The organism is Pseudomonas sp. DSP3-2-3, assembly GCF_049898225.1.
Classification (GTDB): Bacteria; Pseudomonadota; Gammaproteobacteria; order Pseudomonadales; family Pseudomonadaceae; genus Aquipseudomonas.
This window is the reverse complement of the sequence record NZ_JAFCXH010000047.1, coordinates 1-17,767: the sequence shown is the minus strand read 5'-3', so window position 1 is coordinate 17,767 and position 17,767 is coordinate 1. Positions and strand designations below refer to the sequence as shown.

Genomic DNA, 17,767 nt, shown 5'->3' with positions numbered 1-17,767 from the left:
TTGCGCTAAAAAAAATCTAACCTCTTTAACAACGACTAACCTCTCCCCGTAAATCAGAGTGCCCGCGAGCTGCAACGCGCCGGGCTCCGGACCTAATATTTGATTATTTCAGGATGATTATGAAAATACTTGTCACGGGTGGAACCGGTTATATCGGGAAGGCGTTACTGGCGAAATTGACCGCCGAGACGACTTACGAGGTTTCAGGCACAACACGCTCCCTGCACTCCACCCCATCCGTTGCCCCGTTGATTTGCGTGGGCGATTGCTGCGCAACAACCGATTGGTCGGCAGCGCTGCAAGGCGTCGATGTCGTCGTTCATGTCGCCGCCCATCTCAAGACACCCGCCGGCCCTGGCATCAGCCAGCTGGATCAACTCTGGCTAACCAATGTCGAAGGGACGCTGGCCCTCGCCCAACAAGCGCTGGCAGCCGGGGCCAAACGGTTCATCTTCATCAGTTCCGTAGGCGTCAATGGCTCGCACACCACCCACGCCCCCTTCACCGAAGAATCTGTTCCTGCGCCGGAGGACGACTATGCGCGTTCCAAGCTGGAGGCCGAACGTGGACTGAAGGTTTTGCTTGCCGACACAAGCATGGAGTTCGTCATTATTCGGCCGCCGCTGGTTTATGCCGCCCACGCGCCGCGCAACTTCCCGCGCCTGTTGCAGTGGGTCGCGTCCGGCGTGCCGATGCCATTTGCCTTGATCAATAACAAGCGCAGCATGATTGCCTTGGAAAACCTGGTGGACTTCATCGCGCTGTGTATTGAACATCCGGCCGCCGCCAATGAACTGTTTCTGGTTTCAGATGGCGTGGATATGTCGACGTCACAGATAGTCAGTGAACTCGCCACAAGTATGGGAGGCCAGGCACGGTTATTACCGGTGCCTGATTGGCTGATGCGTTGGGGGGCGAGAATGATCGGCAAACAAGCCATGTATTCGACGTTATGTGCTTCGCTGGTCGTTGATTCGAGCAAGGCGCAACAGTTGCTCGACTGGACACCACCGCTGACGGCCCGGGAGGCACTGCTTAAAAGCGGACAGGAATTCCGGCCGCGCGATTGGCCGACACCACTGCCGCAACGAAAAAGCCCACTCCAGGATGCCCGGAGTGAGCTTTGATTTCGACGGGGAAATCGAAACGGGTTACAGGATGCTCAGCGGATATTCGACGATGACCCGTACTTCGTCGATTTCGCCGCCGCGATCCGAACTGCGATAGCTGGCGTGACGTACCCGCAGGCTCAGGTCTTTGGCCGGGCCGGCCTGAACCACGTATTTGCCGTCGATATCGCGCTCCCACGCCTTACCGTTGTCGCCGGTAGCCGTAGTGAAGTCTTCACCCTTGATGTAACGCGCCAGGAACGTCAGACCCGGCACACCATAAGTTGCCATGTTGATGTCGTAACGGGCCTGCCAGGATTTTTCGTTGGCGTAGTTGAAGTCGGAATACTGAATGGAGTTGCCGACGAAAACGGTGCTGTTGCCGTCAACGCCGTACTTGTAGTCACCGGTGCCGTTAACTTGCTGACGACCGATCTGGAAGGTGTGCGCGCCAATGGTGTAACCAGCGGTGAGACTCCAGATGGTGTTGTCCAGATCACCGCCCAGTTCCTTGCCGACGCTTTTGGTGTCGTACGCGTTGAAGTCAAACTTCACGACATCATTCGGAGTCAACGCGAGGGCGTAGGTCAGGCTGCCGTAATATTTGCGCCAGTAATCTTCAACGTCCGAGTAGTACAGGCTGCTGGACAGATTCTTGTTGAATTTGTACAGACCGCCACCGAAGTTGATGCTTGTCAGGCCAGCGCTGTCATGGTTGCTCTGGTTACGGTTTTTCAACGCGGTGAAGTGGCCGCCTTGCAGCGTCAGGTTGTCGATTTCATTGCTGGTGATCAACAGGCCCTGGGCGGTTTCCGGCAGCAGACGGCTGTCTGAAGTGGCGAATACCGGGTTGTTGACGTACTGGTCACCGAACTTGGCGACGGTTTTGGAGACGCGCATTTTTACCGCTGCGCCGGCATAGCCGTAGTTGTCTTTCGCGCCGCTGCTGTCTTGCTCCAGCAAGCCAGTGCCGCCGCCGGTACGGCCATCACCGGTGTCCAGCTTCAAACCGTACAGGCCCAATGCGTCGATACCGAAACCGACCACGCCCTGGGTGAAACCGGATTCGAAACTGCCGATGAAACCTTGCGCCCATTCTTCTCCGTAAGCCTGGGTTGCGTTGCTGGCGCGGTTATCACGGTTCATGTACATGTTGCGCGCCTTGACGCTCAACTTCGATCCTTCGACAAATCCGGTTGCATCCGCCTGGGATTCAGCAAAAACAGGTTGCACAGTGCCTGCCGCCATCGCCAGGGCGAGGACGCTCAATTTATTCACATTCATTACAGCTGCTCCGTTGGTTATCGCATCCCGACACCTTCGTTGGGCGACGGGAAAGTTATTGGCAGTTCAAAAAAGTGTGTAGCTCGCCAATACATTCGCGATGGCATTTCTTATTGGATGACTGTTTAAAACGTGAACAAACGGTTTATCGCTGGAGATTCTATGTTCGCGGGCAAGCCTCGCTCCAACGGATCTACGCAACATTCACGATAGGACGTACAGCCGCTGTATTTGCGTCTACTGGAATGCCGTCTTCCCGGATAAATCCGGTCCCACACAATCAGCGCGATCCAGTGGGACCGGCTTTAGCCGGGAAGGCGTCGGTTCAGACAATACATCTGCGGCGCCTGGCGGTTGACCCCAGACATAGAATCTCCAACGAATTGCATTCCAGATTGCTTAATAACCTTGTTCCGGATTTATCTCATTCGCTAATGGTGTTCCCGACTGCAGACGCTCCAGATTGTCCAGGATCTGCCCGGCGATAACTTCGTAGGAGGCGGACGACGCAATGTGTGGCGTTACGCAAATCTGTGGGTGACGCCAGAATGAATCGGTAACGGGTAACGGTTCCTGCTCGAATACGTCCAGCAACGCGCCGCGCAACTGACCGTTGTCCAGCGCGGCGAACAAATCATCGCGTATCAAGTGTTCGCCACGACCACAATTGATCACCACCGAACCGGTTGCCATTTGCGCAAAAGTTTCTTCGCCGAGAATGCCGACGGTCTCAGTGGTGAGGGGCAACAAACAGATCAGAATGTCCAGCCCGCTCAAAAAAGCTTTTATCTCGCCAGCCTGAAAGGTTGCCACGCCTTCGATCTGCTGCGCACGTCGTGCCCAGCCACGCGTATCGAAATCCAGTGCGGCCAATTGCGACGCAACCGCTCGACCCAGTTCACCCAGCCCCATCACGCCGACTTTGGTCTGTTTGGCCGCTCGCTGTGCCGGGCGATCCCAGAACACCCATGCCTGGTTTTTCAGGACTTGATCAAAACCCCGGTGGTAATGCAGCACCCCCCAAAGCACATATTCGACCATACCCAAGCGATGATCCGGATCGACGATCCGGCAGACCGGAATCTGCGGATCACGACTCGGGTCCTTGAAAATCTGATCGGCTCCGGCCGCGATGGAATGGATCAGCCGCAAGTGCGGATACATGCCCAGGCTACCGGGCGCCGGATTCCAGCACAGGGCAACTTCTGCCTGTTGCGCATCGGCATCGTCTGGCCGGAGGATGGTCAGTCGCGGCTCGCGGGCCAGAAGCATTTCCCGAACGCGCCCCAGACCATTGCCGGTGCCCAGCAATACCAGAGGCTTCATGAGCAATATTCGCTGCGTTGCGCATCGATCATAGTCAGCGCTGCTTGCCAGGCCAGTTCGGTAATGCCCTCGGAGTCGTCGGCTTCGAACTGTTGCGCGGTGTGTTCGCAGACTTGCGGGTCAGGCTGAACCAGCGCCGTGCCGCCCGCCATCGCCTGAATCTGGGCCTGACAGGCACGCTCCAGAAAGTAGATATTGGAAAACGCTTCGGCCGCCGATCCCCCAGTGACCAGCAAACCGTGGTTGCGCAAGATCATCGCGCTGGTGCTGCCCAGATCTGCCACCAGACGCTCGCGCTCGGCGGTGTCCGTGGCGATCCCTTCGTAGGTGTGATAACTCAGGCGGTTATAAAATTTCAGCGCATGCTGGCTCAGCGGCAACAGACCTGCTGCCTGCGCCGACACCGCCATGCCCGCTGCGGTGTGGGTATGAATCACGCAATGCGCGTCAGGGCGCGCCGCGTGTATCGCCGAGTGGATCACGAAGCCGGCACGATTGACGCGATGATTGGGGAAGAACTCATCCACGACATTGCCCTGGCCATCAATCTTCACCAGTTGGCTGGCGGTCATGCGTTCGAACAGCGTGCCGTAGCGGTTGATCAGAAAATGTCCGGCCTCGCCTGGCACACGGAGGGAAATATGCGTGTCGATCAAATCGGTCATGCGCAAATGCGCTAGCAGACGATAGAGCGCCGCCAGCTCGCAGCGCGCATCGCGTTCTGATTCGGACATGTGCAGCGGCAACGTCGTGGTGCGTGCAGAAGAGGACATGGTGCTTACCATCAAAAAAGGTCATGGCGTGTTTCGTGCAGTCTTTTTAAGAGCAAATGCCAAACCAGCACAATGTGCGATTGCTTATATTCATTATTTTTTTCACCAATAAAGGCCGCGAAGTGACCCAAACCACCAGCCAGGCAACGCCGATCCGCCCGTCTTCCAGACCCTTGGGTGAACGGCTGGACTGGAATCTGCTGCGCACCTTTCAAGTGGTTGCTCAAGAACTGAGCATCAGTCGTGCGGCCGCGCGCCTGCACCTGTCGCAGCCTGCGGTCAGCCAGGCGCTCAAGCGTCTTGAAGAGCAATTGGGCACGGCGTTGATCGAGCGGCGGGGGCCGCGTTTTCTGCTGACTCAATCAGGCATCGAAACCCTGCGCGTGGCCGCTGACGTGCAGGGGCATTTCACTCAGCTGGACGCTGCGCTGGAGCGGACGTCCGAGCAGATCGTCGGCAAGGTTCGGCTGCTGACTGTGAGCGGCATTCATTGCGCGGTGTACGACAAATTTCTCGCCCAGCTGCATCGTGACTATCCGGGCATCACGCTGGAAATTGACGTGCAGTCCAGCGAGGCGATCCTCAGCGCCCTGTCGCAGAAAACCGCGAGCTTCGGCCTGGCCGTCAATCGCGCCGCACCCGTCTGGCTCGGTCAGCAATGCCTGACCCAGGAGCACTACGCCTTTTATTGCAGTGATCTGCATCCGCTGTTCGGCCGCGAAGATTTGATCCTTGAGGATCTGCGCAACGAGCAGCTGATTATTTTTACCGGGGACTTGCTGGGCGGCACGCTGTCGTCGCTGGCCGAGTTTCGTGACCATCACGAACTCACCGGACAGATCGTCGCCTCGTCGGCCAACACTCAGGAAATTCTGCGCCTGGTGCTCGCGGGTTTCGGCATTGCCTGTCTGCCGCAGCACATCTGTCAGAACGAATTGCAGGCCGGCCGCTTATGGCGTCTGCCGCCGCAAGCTGGGGTGGGTTCGGTGGATATCAATCTGATGTGGAATCTGGACCAACGCCTGACCAAGGCCGAATCGATTTTCCTGCACAAGCTGCGCGAGGCTGTTCAGGAGAAGCCAAAGGTAGCCTGATGGGCAAATAAGGTGCACTTGTTACCGATATACGCAACATTGCACCGTTGCCGTGCATTTATTGTGAAGTTATTACCCGACACTACTAACGCCTGAACTTTCCTGCATGATTTGCAGGAAAACATCCACTAACGGGTTACGTGGCACCTGTTGCCTGTACAACAATTTGAAGGGTGTGGCTATGCTGTATTTCTGCGCCATTACGGAGCGCATATCGCCGCGATCAACGTAACTTGCGGCCCAATGCGTGGGCAAGTAACCCAGATAACGCCCGGTCTTGATCAGAATAGCCACCGCTTCTACCTGAGTTGCAACGGCGGTCACGTTACGCAATCCAAGGAGCTTTGGCTTTGATGTATGCACGGCATAAGCGTGCTCGACAAACTCCGCTTCAGCGAGGCACTTTTCGTCGATATCCTCATCAGCCATGGCGAAAAACGGATGATTGTACGAGCAATAAAGCTCCGAAGTTTCGTCATACAACGCAATGACCTGAAAGTCATCTTTGCCGCTGTACACCGGTACAATGCCGACGGCGAAGCGGCCTTTTAGAATGCCTTGTTCAATCTCGTCCAGGGGTGCCACATTCAACCGCACCCTGGCCTTCGGAGCCTTGTTTTGCAAGGCTTTCAGGGCTTCAACCAGTGGCGAGTCCGGATCTGAAACGGTGTTATCAATGACCGCAATATTCAAATCACCGAGCAACTCGCCACGCACATTCCCCAGCCGATCTCGGAAGTTGTCCAGGGCCATGAACAGGTCCAGACTGGCTTCGTAGATAATCTTGCCTTGTTCTGTAAGGCAGAACTTTTCCCGCCCGCGCGTACATAAACGCATGCCCAGGCGAATTTCAAGATCCGATATCTGTTTGCTGATAGCGGCCAGGCTGATATTGAGTTCTACCTGTGCTGCGGTAAACCCTCCTGATTCAACCACCGCCCGAAAAACCTTGAACAGTTTCAAGTCCATGGCACTGGCCATTGAAATCGCCACATCACCACTTCGCCTGGGCAGGTTTCCACTTTCAGTAAGTTGACTTGTCATTTAAAACATTTCCCCGCTTGTTGATTTTTCCTAGCATCCCTCCCATCGAATCGATTCATTATTGATTGAAAACAAACTTCCATTGCTCACCTGTCTACAACCCGGCGATCTTCACATCGCTTGAAAGTGCTTGAGCAATCCACGTGCCAACGGAGAATTTACATGTCTGATGCTACTGATCGTCTTTGGGGAGCCCGCTTCAAATCCGGCCCGGCCGAAGCCATGGCCAACCTGTCCAGATCTCCAAAAGCCTATTTCCGCCTGACGCCGTATGACATCGCTGGCTCCAAGGCCCACGCCAACGAACTGAACCGCGCCGGGTTGCTCGACGCCGCCGAAACCGCGCGCATCATCGAAGCCCTGCGCAGCATCGACGAAGATTTCGCCGCCGGCTCCATCGAGCCGATTGCCGCCGATGAAGACGTGCATACTTTCATCGAACGCCTGCTCACCGAGCGCCTCGGCACTCTGGGCGGCAAGCTGCGCGCAGGTCGTTCGCGCAACGATCAGTCGGCCAACGACATGCGCCTGTTCCTGCGTGATCAGGTCCGGGTCATGACCCTGGCAATCCTCGAATTGCAGAAGGCACTGGTGTCCCAGGCCGAGCAACACATCAACACCATCGCGCCGGGTTTCACGCACCTGCAACAGGCTCAGCCAATCGTGTTCGCCCATCACTTGATGGCTCACGCCCAGGCTATTCATCGCGACATTCAACGCCTGCAGGACTGGGACAAACGCTTCAATCTGTCGCCGCTGGGCGCCGCCGCATTGGCCGGTTCGGCCATTGCTCGCGACCCGCAGCGTTCGGCCGCCGAGATGGGCTACGCCGGGCCGTGCGAGAACTCCATCGACGCCGTTGCCAGCCGCGACCACGTTGCCGAATTCCTGTTTTGCAGCAGCATGCTGGGCATCAATATTTCGCGTCTGGCCGAAGAATTCTGCCTGTGGACTTCCCGCCAATTCCGCTGGGTTGAACTGGACGATGGCTATGCCACCGGCAGCTCGATCATGCCGCAGAAAAAGAACCCGGATATCGCCGAACTGGCGCGTGGCAAGTCGGGTCGCTTGATCGGCAGCCTGACCGGCATCCTTGCGGTGCTCAAGGCCCAGCCGCTGTCCTACAACCGCGATTTGAGCGAAGACAAACACGCGATTCTCGACAGCCTGGAAACCGTGCATCTGGTCCTGCCCGCCTTCGCTGGCATGGTGCAGACCATGAAAGTACGCGCCGACGAGTTGCTGCGTCAGGCACCACTGGGCTTCACCCTGGCCACCGAAGTCGCCGACTGGCTGGCGGTGCGCGGCGTGCCGTTCAAGGAAGCTCACGAGATCACCGGCAAGCTGGTGCAACTCTGCGAAGAGAACGACATCGGCCTCGACGAACTCACTACTCAACAACTGGCTGACACCGATTCGCGCCTCACGCCGCAAGTGCTCGACGCATTGACCCTGGAAGCCGCACTGGCCGCACGTAGCGGTTGGGGTGGGACTTCGCCGGTCCGCGTTGCCGAGCAGATCGAGCGCTTCAAGCAGCAGTTGATCGCCCAGGAAAAATGGGCCCTCGACTATGCCGGTCCGCGCGGCTAAACCAACACCGGGAGCAAGGCACATGGCACAGATTCAAGCCCCAGGCAAAGACGAGCGCGTGTCGCTCGCCGCCAAGTACGACATCTCGGCCTACAAGGTCGTCCCGCGCCGCTACTTCGGCCGTTACGCCGCCGCCACATTGATTGTGGTGCTGCTGATCGGTCTGGTTCAGGCGTTCATTCACGGCAACATCGAATGGTCGTTCGTTGCGCAGTTCCTGACTGCCGAGTCGATCATGTTCGGCCTGCTGAACACCATCACCATGTCGATTCTGGCCATGGTGCTCGGGGTCGTGCTCGGCGTGATAGTGGCGGTGATGCGCATGTCGCAGAACCCGCTGCTGCGTTACGTGGCACAGAGTTACACCTGGCTGTTCCGGGGCACGCCGCTGATTTTGCAGCTGCTGCTCTGGTTCAACCTGGCGCTGATCTTCCCGACTCTGGGCATTCCCGGTCTGTTCGAGTTCAAGACCGTCGAAGTGATCACTCCATTCGCCGCCGCGCTGCTGGGCCTGGGCATCAACCAGGGCGCCTACACCGCCGAAGTGGTGCGTGCCGGTCTGTTGTCGGTGGACAGCGGCCAGTACGAAGCGGCCAAGGCGATCGGCATGCCGCGCTTGCAGGCGCTGCGCCGGATCATCCTGCCTCAGGCGATGCGCATCATCATTCCGCCGGTCAGCAACGAGTTCATCGGCATGGTGAAAATGACCAGTCTGGCCAGCGTCATCCAGTACTCGGAACTGCTGCACAACGCCCAGAACATCTACTACGCCAACGCCCGGGTCATGGAGCTGCTGATCGTCGCCGGCATCTGGTATCTGGCGGTGGTGACCGTGCTGACCCTGGGTCAGGCGCGACTGGAAAAACGCTTCGCCCGTGGCGCTGGCAAACGTAATTGAGCCGAGGAGGCTGATCATGCTGAACATCGTCAAGGCAGTAGACGTGAACAAGTTCTTCGGCGACTTCCAGGCGCTCAAGAACGTCAATCTGGAAATCCCCCACGGCGAGGTGCTGTGCATCATCGGCCCGTCCGGCTCCGGCAAAAGCACGCTGTTGCGTTGCATCAATCAGCTGGAAAAAGTCGACGCCGGTGGTTTGTGGGTCGACGACGAAATCGTCGGTTTTCGCTCCGAAGGCCACAAGCTGATCGAGCTGAGCGACAAGCAGATCGCCAAACAGCGGCTGAAGACCGGCATGGTGTTCCAGCGCTTCAACCTGTTCGCGCACATGACCGTGCTGGACAACATCCTCGAAGGCCCGGTGCAGGTCTTGCGCCAGCCGGTGGAAGAATGCCGCGCACTGGCGTTTGAATTGCTCAAGCGCGTCGGTCTGGAAGCCAAGGCCAACGCCTATCCCATCGAGCTGTCCGGCGGCCAGCAACAGCGCGTCGCCATCGCCCGCGCCCTGGCCATGCGCCCGAAATTGATGCTGTTCGATGAGCCGACTTCGGCACTCGACCCTGAACTGGTCGGCGAAGTGTTGTCGGTGATGCGTGACCTGGCCAAGAGCGGCATGACCATGGTGGTGGTGACGCACGAGCTGGGCTTTGCTCGCGAAGTTGCCAATCGCGTGGTGTTCATGGATGCCGGGCAGATCATCGAAACCGGCGCGCCGGAAGATGTGCTGATGAACCCGCGCAACCCGCGCACTCAAGATTTTATTGCTGCCGTTCTGAACTGAAACCAACCGCCTTTTTGAGGATGTCGATGTGAAAACTTTCGCACTTACCGCTACCGCCGTATTGTCCGCCCTGATTTCGGTTTCGAGCTGGGCAGCAGACACTCACGTGTTGCCAAAATCCATCACCGAAAAAGGCTACATTTCGGCGGGCATCGCCCCGAACTATCCGCCGATGGACTTCAAGGATCCGGCCACCAACAAACTGACCGGCATCGATTACGATCTGGGCACGGAAATCAGCAAGCGCCTGGGCATCGAAATCCGCTGGCAGGAAACCGCCTTCGAACAAATGGTCAGCGGTCTGGCGACCAACCGTATCGACATCGTCATGTCCGGCATGACCGATACGCCGGAGCGCCAGAAGACCGTCGACTTCGTTGACTACTTCAGCACCGGCCCGCAGTTCTACACCCTCGAATCCCAGAAGGATCTGAAGGAAATCGACGACATGTGCGGCAAGAAAATCGGCACCAGCCGTCGCACTACGTTCCCGGTGGAAATCGCCAAGTGGAGTGACGTCAACTGCGTCGCCAAAGGCAAGCCAGCCATCGTCGTGATCGGCACCGAAGGCAGCGCCGATGCCCGTGCGCAACTGCGTCAGGGACGTCTGGATGCCGCCGTGCAAGGCAGCGAAACCCTGCCGTACATTCAGAGCCAGGAGCCGGGCGTATTCAAAGTCATCGGCGGCACTCTGGCGCGTCAGCTGACCGGTCTGGGCGTGGCCAAGAACAACCCTGAATTGAGCGCGGCGATCATCGCCACCCTCAACGACATGATCAAGGACGGCAGCTACGCGAAGATCCTCGACAAGTGGCAACTCAAGGATGGCGCAGTGGCCGAAGCGACCCTCAACGGCGCGAAGTAATCCGCCTGAGCCGCGTGACACCCGCCTGACTTCGCGCAGGCGGGTGCCTTGAATCAGTCCGCACTGGAGAAAACCATGCTCGGCACGACCGACCTGCGCTGGCCAGCAAATGCCCGCGCCAGCGTAGCCCTGGCCTTCGATCTGGACGGCCCGACCGGCGCCGCGATGCTCGACGGCTCGATCTGGCAAAAACCCGATTACTTCACCTTCGGCGGCTACGGCCCATATCGCGCCCTGCCCCGCTTGCTGGACATGCTCAAGGCTCACGCCACACCCGCGACGTTTTTCGTCCCGGCCTGGGTCGTGGAAAACTGGCCGCGACAATGCCAGGCCATTCTCGAACACGGCCACGAAGTGGCTTATCACGGCTATCGCCACGAATCGTTTTTCGCCCTGGACCTCAAGGCCCAGCGCGAAGTGATGCAAATCAGCGCCGACATTTTCAAGCGTTACCTGGGCATCACCGCCACCGGTTTTCGCACGCCGTCCGGCGACTGGCACACGGAAACCCCGGCCCTGCTCATGGACTGTGGCGTGACCTATTCGAGCAGCATGCGCGGCGATGACCGGCCTTATTTCATCGATGTTCCCGGCCAGGCAAACGGTCTGGTGGAAATTCCCGGCCGCTGGGAACTGGACGATTACGCCTCGCTGGCCTACACCCGCGCGCCGAACTATCCGGCCGGTCTGGACCGCATCGCCAGCTACGACCAGACCCTGGATAACTGGTGCCGCGAGTTCGATGGCACGTATCGCGAAGGCCTGTGCATGACCACGCTGTTCCACCCCAAGATCAGCGGCAAACCGGGACGGATCCTGTTGCTGGAACGCTTTCTGGAACACATGCACAGCCATCCGGACGTGTGGTTTGCCACGTGCAACGACGTCGCCAGTTTCTGGCTCAAGGAGCATCGCCATGACTGACGCCAATTCCGTCTGGCCCGCGCCGTACCGCTGCGCCGTGGTCATCACCATCGACTACAACGACATTCACGGCATCCTGACTCAGGTTCCGGCGATTGCCGGGCGCGACAAGAGCCTGTCGGTGTGGCGCTACGGCACCACCCGTGGCGTGCAGCGCCTGCTGGAAGTGCTCGACGATCAGCAGATCCCCACCACCTGGTGCATTCCCGGCATCGTCGCCGAAGAGAACCCGCAGGTGGTGCAGGCGATCAATGCGGCCGGGCATGAAATTGCCTGCGCCGGTTATCGTCATGAAGACTTTTCCCTGCTGGACCTGGCCGCGCAGCACGCCTCATTGAAGCGCGGCTGCGATGTAATCGCGCAAATGACCGGGCAACGTCCCAGCGGTTTTCGTGCGCCAGCGGGCAGCTACGCGCCGGGTTTCGCCGATGCATTGCGCGCCGAAGGCATCAGTTGGTCGTCTTCCTGGTCGGGGGACGATCTGCCTTATCTGCACCCGGCAACTCAGGTCGATTCCCCGCCGCTGGTGGAGTTGCCGTTGCACTGCGAACTGGAAGACGAACCTTATTTCGCCTTCAACCTCGCTCCCGCCGTGCCGATCAGCCAGGCGCGCATCGCGTCTTACGCCGAGGTGCTGAAAAACTGGCAGCAGGACTTCGCGGGCTTCCATCGTTTCGGCTTGTGCTACGTCATGCGCCTGCACCCGGAAACCCTCGGCACCGTTGGCCGCAGCGGTTTGCTGCTGGAGCTGCTGACCTGGCTCAAGGCGCAGCCGGACGTGTGGTTTGCCACCGCAGAAGAGGTCGCCGACTGGTGGAGCGAGAGTCATGACAGCCTGCCTGAAGATCACCCCGCCGCTGTTTTCGAGCGCCATCGTCCGAGCCAGGCATCATGAATAATCCATTGCACATCCTCAGCCAGTTCGTCACTCAGACGGATTACGCCGCCCTGCCCGCGCCACTGGTGGAAAAATCCAAGCGGCACTTTCTCGACACGCTCGGCGCAGCGCTCGCAGGCTCGCAAGCCGAGTTGACCCGACGCACCCTGCGCGCCATGAACGCTACCGAATCCGACGGCGCTTCGGTGATCTGGGGAACCGAGCAGGGTTTGTCGGCGCGTAACGCGGCACTGGTCAACGGCATCGCCGCCCATGCTCTGGAACTGGACGATGCCGGTGGCTGCGATCACTCCGGCGCCGTCGTTGTGCCTGCCATGCTGGCGGTGCTGCCGTTGTGCAATCCGATGCCCAGTGGCAAGGAGCTGCTCACCGCCATGGTCATCGGTTACGACGTTGCCCGGCGCGTGCTCGAAGCGTGCGGCGGTTACTCGCCGCACAATGAAGCCGGCTGGCATTCCACCGGCACCTGCGGCGTCTTCGGCGCGGCGGCGGCATGCGCTCGCTTGCTCAAACTGGACGCCACGCAGACCGCTTCGGCGCTGGGTCTGGCGGCGAGCATGAGCGGCGGCTTGTGGGCGTTTATCCATGACGGCGCCGACAGCAAGAAGCTGCATGCCGGCCGCCCCGCTGAAGGTGGCGTGCTTGCGGTATTACTGGCTCGCGAAGGCGTGACCGGACCGAATCAGGTGTTCGATGACGTGTGGGGCGGATTTCTGCGCACCCTGGCGCGGGACACGGCGCAACCGCAGGCGCTGACTGCGGAGCTGGGCGTGGTCTGGAAACTTGCCCGCTGCTCGATCAAACCTTACGCCGCTTGCCGGGGCACGCACTCGGCAATCGATGCCATCGGTGAATTGCTTGGCGAGCTGGACATCAAGGCTGACCAGATCGAATCCATCGATGTCAGCGCCAGCGAGTTTCTGGTGGGCATGTGTGCAGGTCTGGATACCGCCACGCTGGCCGCCTCGCAAATGAGCCTGCCGTATGCGCTGGCCGTGCGTTGCCTGCTGGGCCACGCCGGGCTGGATGCTTACGAAGAGAAGCTGCGCGGCGACGTCGAAGTTCTGGGCTTCATGCAGCGCATTCGCATGCACAGCGATGCGTCCCTCGCGCCGCTGGATGAACCGCGCCTGACGCTGACCAGCAAGGACGGCCGCAGCGCATCCCGGCAAGTCAAAACCCCGCTGGGTGGCCCGCTCAATCCGATTGGCGATGAGGCGTTGCTGGAGAAATTTCGCTCACTGGCGGCGCGTGCGTTGCCCGACGTACAGGTCGCACGCCTCGCCACGCTGTGCCTGAACCTCGATCAAAAAACAGACCTACAAGACCTGCTGGATCTTTTGCGCTTCCCTTGAAGCCGTGCTGCCCTTATCCCTGACGTAAGGAATTGACCATGCTGGATTTGAGCAATAAAGCTTCGATGCTGTTCGCGGCTTTGGGTATCGCAGCCTTGAGCAACGTGGCGCAGGCCCGGGAAACGTTGAACGTTGGCGTGGAAGCGACGTACCCGCCGATGTCCTACCGCGACCCCGCCACCAACCAGAGCGTGGGCTTCAACATTGATTTGTTCGATGCGTTGGGCAAGGCGATGAACGTCGAGATCAAGTATCAGGAAATGACCTTCGAACAGCTGACCAGCAGCCTGAAAACCGGGCGCATCGACGTGATCGGCACAGCCATCACCGACCTGCCGAAACGCCGCACCGACATGACGTTTGTCGATTACCTGCAAACCGGCGCGCAGATGTTCACCACCGTGCGCAACACCAGCCTGGGCTCGACGCCGGAAGCGTTCTGCGGGAAAAACATTGGCACCCCGCGCACCACTAATTACTACCCGGAAGTCATGGCCTGGAACGACACAAATTGTGTTGCCGCCGGTAAACCTGCGGCTACCGTGCAAGGCACCGCTGGCGCTTCGGCGGCACGTCTGGACCTGCAACAGGAACGCCTCGCCGCCGTGGTCCTCGGCCCGGAATACGTCAAGTATCTGATCAGCCAGGAACCCAACACTTACGTTCTGATCGGCCAGCCGCTGTCCCTGCATCACTTCGGGTTTGCAGTCGATAAAGCCAAGACCGACGTGCGCGACAACCTGGTCAAAGGCCTGCAAACCGTGATCCGCGACGGCACCTACCAGACCATCCTCAAGAAATGGAATCTGGAAAGCCAGGCAGTCAGCGAAGTGATGGTCGACGGCGGGAAGTAATGCTTCCCCCGCGATAAACGTTGTAGGAGGGAATTTATTCCCGAAAAGGTCAGCACGAGCGCCACACATTTGTGCTGGGCTCGCTGACGCCTTCGGGAATAAATTCCCTCCTACGAAATTGCCTTGTTTTAACCGGAGGCCCTTTCATGAAAGTCGTCATCTTCGAACGCTTCGGCGATCCCGAGGTATTGCAGCTGGTCGAGCGCCCCGCGCCCATCATCAAACCCGGCGAGGTGCTGATCGACATACACGCCACGGCGCTGAATTTTTCCGACCTGCTCCAGCGGCGCGGCACCTATGTGATGAAGACCGAGGGCGAGAATATCCTCGGCATCGAATGCTCCGGCGTCATCGCTGAAGTTGGCGCAAACATCAGCACCTGGACGGTGGGTGATCGAGTCTGCGCCTTGTTGCCCGGTGGCGGTTACGGCGAGCAGATTGCAGTCAACGCCGATCATGTTCTGCCCTGCCCGCAAGGCCTGTCGCTGCTCGAAGCGGCGGCGCTGCCGGAAGCCGCCTGCACGCTCTGGTCGAACCTGCGCGATATCGGTCGCTTGCAGCCGGGGGAAACCGTGCTGATTCACGGCGGCGCGGGCGGCGTCGGATCACTGGCAATTCAATGGGCCAGACAATGGGGCGCGCGAGTGCTGACCACGGCAGGTTCACCCGACAAACTGCAACGCTGCCTGGAACTGGGCGCCGAGGTTGCCATTGATTATCGCAACGAAGATTTCGTCGAAGTCGTGCAACGGGTCACCGAAGGACGCGGCGTGGATGTGATTCTCGACAACATGGGCGCGGCGTACCTGGCGCGCAATATCGACGCGCTGGCAGTCGACGGCCGCATCGTCATGATCGGCCTGCAAAGCGGCCGCGAAGCGCCAATCCACCTCGGCAAGATGATGGGCAAACGCGCAGCGCTACACACCACCTCACTACGCGACCGCTCGGCAACCGCCAAACAAGCCATCGTCGCCGGCGTGCTGCACGACGTCTGGCCGCATCTGCTGACCGGCGCAATCAAGCCAGTGATCGACAAGACATTCCCGCTGACTGATGTGGTGGCTGCGCATGCGTATATGGAATCGGGCGGGCATGTGGGGAAGATTGTGTTGCAGGTTAAAGGATCACGGTAAACACCGACTCCGTTGGAGCGCGGCTTGCCCGCGAAGAGGCCGGTACATCCGGCCATTTTTCCGAATTCAAGACACCGACTTCACATCGGCTCAAACGATCAACCTTCGACGCATCGAGCCGCGGCGCTACTCGCCAACGCATCATCAACAATTGCCTTCGCCATCTCACTCAAATAATGCGCAGCCCAGACGCTCTGTTTGCCTGCATCGCCCAACGCCGCGTCGAGGCTGATTTCGCTGGCACAGGCCAACAAATTGGAAGCATGTTCCAGTGCGGATTCGATGGGGATTTCAGGATTTATGCGGAACAGCGGCTGCCTGGTTTCGCCGCAGGTGGAGAAGGTGATGGTGCCGAGGGTTTTGATGGTTTGTGGTGGATTGGAAGAGAACGATTGCTTCATTTGCTGCTCCTGGAGTTGGGGAGCTGTCATCGTCTTGCGGCCAAGCAAATCAGGGTGACAGCTGTACGCAGGTTGGCCGACCGGGACTCCAGGTACCCGGCACACCCGAAGATGTCCCGCGCACAGCTGCCATAACTCGACGCCGCAGGCGCAAAAAAAAGCGCCTGCTTATCGAATGGTTAGCGCTGGTGCGCCTGAAGTTTAGTCGAGCGGCCAAGCCCGGTCGCTGCGTTTGCAACGACCGGCGAACTCTATGGGTTCTGCCCCCGAAGCAACAAGAATGCAAAACCGACGGAGGTTGTCAGCCGATTCCGCAAATCACGTTGAGGCCACTTCCCTGAGCCCAAATACGACACGCGAACGGTAGGCGATTTCGCAGACATGGCGCTGTCGCCCAAAAAACACCGAACACGTGGGACCGGATTTATCCGGGAAGAGGCCGGCTCATTCACTGCATCTCGTCGTCAGAAATACCGCCTTCCCGGATAAATCCGGTCCCACGAGGCCGGCGCAAATTCCGTTGGAGCGAGGCTTGCCCGCGAAGAGGCCGGTACGAATCAACCTTCAGCGTATCGAGCCGCAGCGCTGCTCGCCAACGCATCATCAACAATCGCCTTTGCCATCTCGCTCAGATAATGCGCAGCCCAGACACTCTGTTTGCCTGCATCGCCCAACGCTCTATCGAGGCTGATTTCGCTGACACAGGCCAACAAATTGGAGGCATGTTCCAAGGCGGATTCGATAGGAATTTCGGGATTTATGCGGAACAGCGGCTGCCTGGTTTCGCCGCAGGTGGAGAAGGTGATGGTGCCTAGGGTTTTGATGGTTTGTGGTGGGTTGAGAATGGTCATCGGGAAGCTCCTATATCTTGATGAGCCGTCGTTTTCCCGCCGCCAAGCGGGAAAGGTGACGGATTGCACAAGGTTGGCGGACCGGAGATATAGGACCCGGCACTCCCGAAAGAGTCCCCGTGCAACCCGTCATAAAACGGTGCCACACGCGCAAAAAAAAGCGCCTGCAATCTTAAAGCGGGGCGCTCGTTTCGCCTATATCTGTCTGGGCCGCCAAGCCCGGTCGCAGCATTTGCAACGACCGGCGAACTCTATGGGTTCTGACCCCGAGGCAACAAGAATGCATAGCGGACGGAGGTTGTCAGCCAATTCCGCAAATCACTTTGAGGGCATAAAACCTGCTCACTTCCCAGACCGGATAGAACTCCGCGAACTGTAGGAGCCAACTTGTTGGCGAGGCGTTGGTCCTGCGAGAACCAAAAATCGCCTCGCGAATAAATTCGCTCCTACGAGGACCGACGCAATCCCGTTGGAGATTCTATGTTCGTGAGCAACCCCCAGACATGAAGTTTGGGGTGTACTCCGTTTGGTTTTTCATTAGGGCGAACATGACCCGCGCGAGCTTTCGGGCGAGGACTACCAGC

17 protein-coding genes and 1 pseudogene are annotated in these 17,767 nt (G+C 58.9%); 11 read left to right on the top strand and 7 right to left on the bottom strand.

The window, feature by feature from the left end; translation table 11 throughout:
* The first annotated feature begins 119 nt into the window (after positions 1 to 119).
* Positions 120 to 1,127: an NAD-dependent epimerase/dehydratase family protein gene (locus ACP7E4_RS28680; protein WP_426119404.1), complete on the top strand. Its 1,008-nt coding sequence runs from the start codon at positions 120 to 122 to the stop codon at positions 1,125 to 1,127.
* Between the two features lie 24 nt (positions 1,128 to 1,151).
* Here ACP7E4_RS28680 and ACP7E4_RS28675 read toward each other — a convergent pair whose 3' ends face one another.
* The 3 genes from ACP7E4_RS28675 to ACP7E4_RS28665 form a co-directional block, all read right to left on the bottom strand.
* Positions 1,152 to 2,393, bottom strand: a complete 1,242-nt coding sequence (locus ACP7E4_RS28675) for an OprD family porin (RefSeq protein WP_426119405.1) — start codon at positions 2,391 to 2,393, stop codon at positions 1,152 to 1,154.
* 399 nt (positions 2,394 to 2,792) lie between these two features.
* Positions 2,793 to 3,719, bottom strand: a complete 927-nt coding sequence (locus ACP7E4_RS28670) for a 2-hydroxyacid dehydrogenase (protein WP_426119406.1) — start codon at positions 3,717 to 3,719, stop codon at positions 2,793 to 2,795.
* Positions 3,716 to 4,492 (bottom strand): class II aldolase/adducin family protein, encoded by a 777-nt coding sequence (locus tag ACP7E4_RS28665; protein WP_426119407.1) that lies wholly within the window; start codon positions 4,490 to 4,492, stop codon positions 3,716 to 3,718. Before ACP7E4_RS28665 ends, ACP7E4_RS28670 begins: the two co-directional genes overlap by 4 nt.
* Positions 4,493 to 4,614: 122 nt before the next feature.
* Between ACP7E4_RS28665 and ACP7E4_RS28660 the strand changes: the two genes are divergently transcribed.
* Complete coding sequence (locus ACP7E4_RS28660) at positions 4,615 to 5,586, top strand: LysR family transcriptional regulator (RefSeq protein WP_426119409.1); 972 nt, start codon at positions 4,615 to 4,617, stop codon at positions 5,584 to 5,586.
* 72 nt (positions 5,587 to 5,658) lie between these two features.
* Here ACP7E4_RS28660 and ACP7E4_RS28655 read toward each other — a convergent pair whose 3' ends face one another.
* Positions 5,659 to 6,630 carry a LysR family transcriptional regulator gene (locus ACP7E4_RS28655; protein WP_426119410.1) on the bottom strand — a complete coding sequence of 324 codons (972 nt, stop codon included), beginning with the start codon at positions 6,628 to 6,630 and terminating at the stop codon, positions 5,659 to 5,661.
* A 162-nt stretch (positions 6,631 to 6,792) separates the two neighbouring features.
* Between ACP7E4_RS28655 and argH the strand changes: the two genes are divergently transcribed.
* The 9 genes from argH (at position 6,793) to ACP7E4_RS28610 (ending at position 15,931) form a co-directional block, all read left to right on the top strand.
* Positions 6,793 to 8,220, top strand: a complete 1,428-nt coding sequence (argH, locus tag ACP7E4_RS28650; RefSeq protein WP_426119411.1) for an argininosuccinate lyase — start codon at positions 6,793 to 6,795, stop codon at positions 8,218 to 8,220.
* Positions 8,221 to 8,242: 22 nt separating this feature from the next.
* Positions 8,243 to 9,118: an amino acid ABC transporter permease gene (locus tag ACP7E4_RS28645; RefSeq protein WP_426119412.1), complete on the top strand. Its 876-nt coding sequence runs from the start codon at positions 8,243 to 8,245 to the stop codon at positions 9,116 to 9,118.
* Between the two features lie 16 nt (positions 9,119 to 9,134).
* A complete protein-coding gene (locus ACP7E4_RS28640) occupies positions 9,135 to 9,899 on the top strand; it encodes an amino acid ABC transporter ATP-binding protein (RefSeq protein ID WP_426119414.1) in 765 nt (254 codons plus the stop codon).
* Positions 9,900 to 9,927: 28 nt separating this feature from the next.
* Entirely contained in the window at positions 9,928 to 10,764 is an 837-nt protein-coding gene (locus tag ACP7E4_RS28635) for an ABC transporter substrate-binding protein (protein WP_426119415.1), read from the top strand.
* Between the two features lie 75 nt (positions 10,765 to 10,839).
* The gene (locus ACP7E4_RS28630) at positions 10,840 to 11,688 is read left to right on the top strand and encodes a polysaccharide deacetylase family protein (RefSeq protein WP_426119428.1); all 849 of its coding nucleotides are present in this window, start codon (positions 10,840 to 10,842) and stop codon (positions 11,686 to 11,688) included.
* The gene (locus ACP7E4_RS28625; protein WP_426119416.1) at positions 11,681 to 12,583 is read left to right on the top strand and encodes a polysaccharide deacetylase family protein; all 903 of its coding nucleotides are present in this window, start codon (positions 11,681 to 11,683) and stop codon (positions 12,581 to 12,583) included. Before ACP7E4_RS28630 ends, ACP7E4_RS28625 begins: the two co-directional genes overlap by 8 nt.
* Positions 12,580 to 13,941 (top strand): MmgE/PrpD family protein, encoded by a 1,362-nt coding sequence (locus tag ACP7E4_RS28620; protein WP_426119418.1) that lies wholly within the window; start codon positions 12,580 to 12,582, stop codon positions 13,939 to 13,941. Before ACP7E4_RS28625 ends, ACP7E4_RS28620 begins: the two co-directional genes overlap by 4 nt.
* Before the next feature lie 38 nt (positions 13,942 to 13,979).
* Positions 13,980 to 14,795 (top strand): transporter substrate-binding domain-containing protein, encoded by an 816-nt coding sequence (locus ACP7E4_RS28615; protein WP_426119420.1) that lies wholly within the window; start codon positions 13,980 to 13,982, stop codon positions 14,793 to 14,795.
* Positions 14,796 to 14,941: 146 nt separating this feature from the next.
* Positions 14,942 to 15,931, top strand: coding sequence for an NAD(P)H-quinone oxidoreductase (locus ACP7E4_RS28610; RefSeq protein ID WP_426119422.1), 990 nt, complete (start codon positions 14,942 to 14,944; stop codon positions 15,929 to 15,931).
* Positions 15,932 to 16,029: 98 nt separating this feature from the next.
* Here ACP7E4_RS28610 and ACP7E4_RS28605 read toward each other — a convergent pair whose 3' ends face one another.
* The 3 genes and pseudogenes from ACP7E4_RS28605 to ACP7E4_RS28595 form a co-directional block, all read right to left on the bottom strand.
* Positions 16,030 to 16,332 (bottom strand): DUF3077 domain-containing protein, encoded by a 303-nt coding sequence (locus ACP7E4_RS28605; protein WP_426119424.1) that lies wholly within the window; start codon positions 16,330 to 16,332, stop codon positions 16,030 to 16,032.
* A gap of 557 nt (positions 16,333 to 16,889) precedes the next feature.
* The gene (locus tag ACP7E4_RS28600) at positions 16,890 to 17,183 is read right to left on the bottom strand and encodes a DUF3077 domain-containing protein (RefSeq protein WP_426119426.1); all 294 of its coding nucleotides are present in this window, start codon (positions 17,181 to 17,183) and stop codon (positions 16,890 to 16,892) included.
* Between the two features lie 478 nt (positions 17,184 to 17,661).
* Positions 17,662 to 17,767 (bottom strand): annotated as a pseudogene (locus ACP7E4_RS28595) (IS110 family transposase); the annotation flags it as partial.

What these genes read in the sequence shown, in the direction of transcription:
- ACP7E4_RS28630 (WP_426119428.1), top strand. Translation starts at nt 10,840, where the DNA reads ATGCTCGGCACGACCGACCTGCGCTGGCCAGCAAATGCCCGCGCCAGC.
- ACP7E4_RS28670 (WP_426119406.1), bottom strand. Translation starts at nt 3,719, where the DNA reads ATGAAGCCTCTGGTATTGCTGGGCACCGGCAATGGTCTGGGGCGCGTT.
- ACP7E4_RS28625 (WP_426119416.1), top strand. Translation starts at nt 11,681, where the DNA reads ATGACTGACGCCAATTCCGTCTGGCCCGCGCCGTACCGCTGCGCCGTG.
- ACP7E4_RS28655 (WP_426119410.1), bottom strand. Translation starts at nt 6,630, where the DNA reads ATGACAAGTCAACTTACTGAAAGTGGAAACCTGCCCAGGCGAAGTGGT.
- ACP7E4_RS28640 (WP_426119414.1), top strand. Translation starts at nt 9,135, where the DNA reads ATGCTGAACATCGTCAAGGCAGTAGACGTGAACAAGTTCTTCGGCGAC.
- ACP7E4_RS28665 (WP_426119407.1), bottom strand. Translation starts at nt 4,492, where the DNA reads ATGTCCTCTTCTGCACGCACCACGACGTTGCCGCTGCACATGTCCGAA.
- ACP7E4_RS28610 (WP_426119422.1), top strand. Translation starts at nt 14,942, where the DNA reads ATGAAAGTCGTCATCTTCGAACGCTTCGGCGATCCCGAGGTATTGCAG.
- ACP7E4_RS28675 (WP_426119405.1), bottom strand. Translation starts at nt 2,393, where the DNA reads ATGAATGTGAATAAATTGAGCGTCCTCGCCCTGGCGATGGCGGCAGGC.
- argH (WP_426119411.1), top strand. Translation starts at nt 6,793, where the DNA reads ATGTCTGATGCTACTGATCGTCTTTGGGGAGCCCGCTTCAAATCCGGC.
- ACP7E4_RS28620 (WP_426119418.1), top strand. Translation starts at nt 12,580, where the DNA reads ATGAATAATCCATTGCACATCCTCAGCCAGTTCGTCACTCAGACGGAT.
- ACP7E4_RS28605 (WP_426119424.1), bottom strand. Translation starts at nt 16,332, where the DNA reads ATGAAGCAATCGTTCTCTTCCAATCCACCACAAACCATCAAAACCCTC.
- ACP7E4_RS28615 (WP_426119420.1), top strand. Translation starts at nt 13,980, where the DNA reads ATGCTGGATTTGAGCAATAAAGCTTCGATGCTGTTCGCGGCTTTGGGT.
- ACP7E4_RS28600 (WP_426119426.1), bottom strand. Translation starts at nt 17,183, where the DNA reads ATGACCATTCTCAACCCACCACAAACCATCAAAACCCTAGGCACCATC.
- ACP7E4_RS28680 (WP_426119404.1), top strand. Translation starts at nt 120, where the DNA reads ATGAAAATACTTGTCACGGGTGGAACCGGTTATATCGGGAAGGCGTTA.
- ACP7E4_RS28645 (WP_426119412.1), top strand. Translation starts at nt 8,243, where the DNA reads ATGGCACAGATTCAAGCCCCAGGCAAAGACGAGCGCGTGTCGCTCGCC.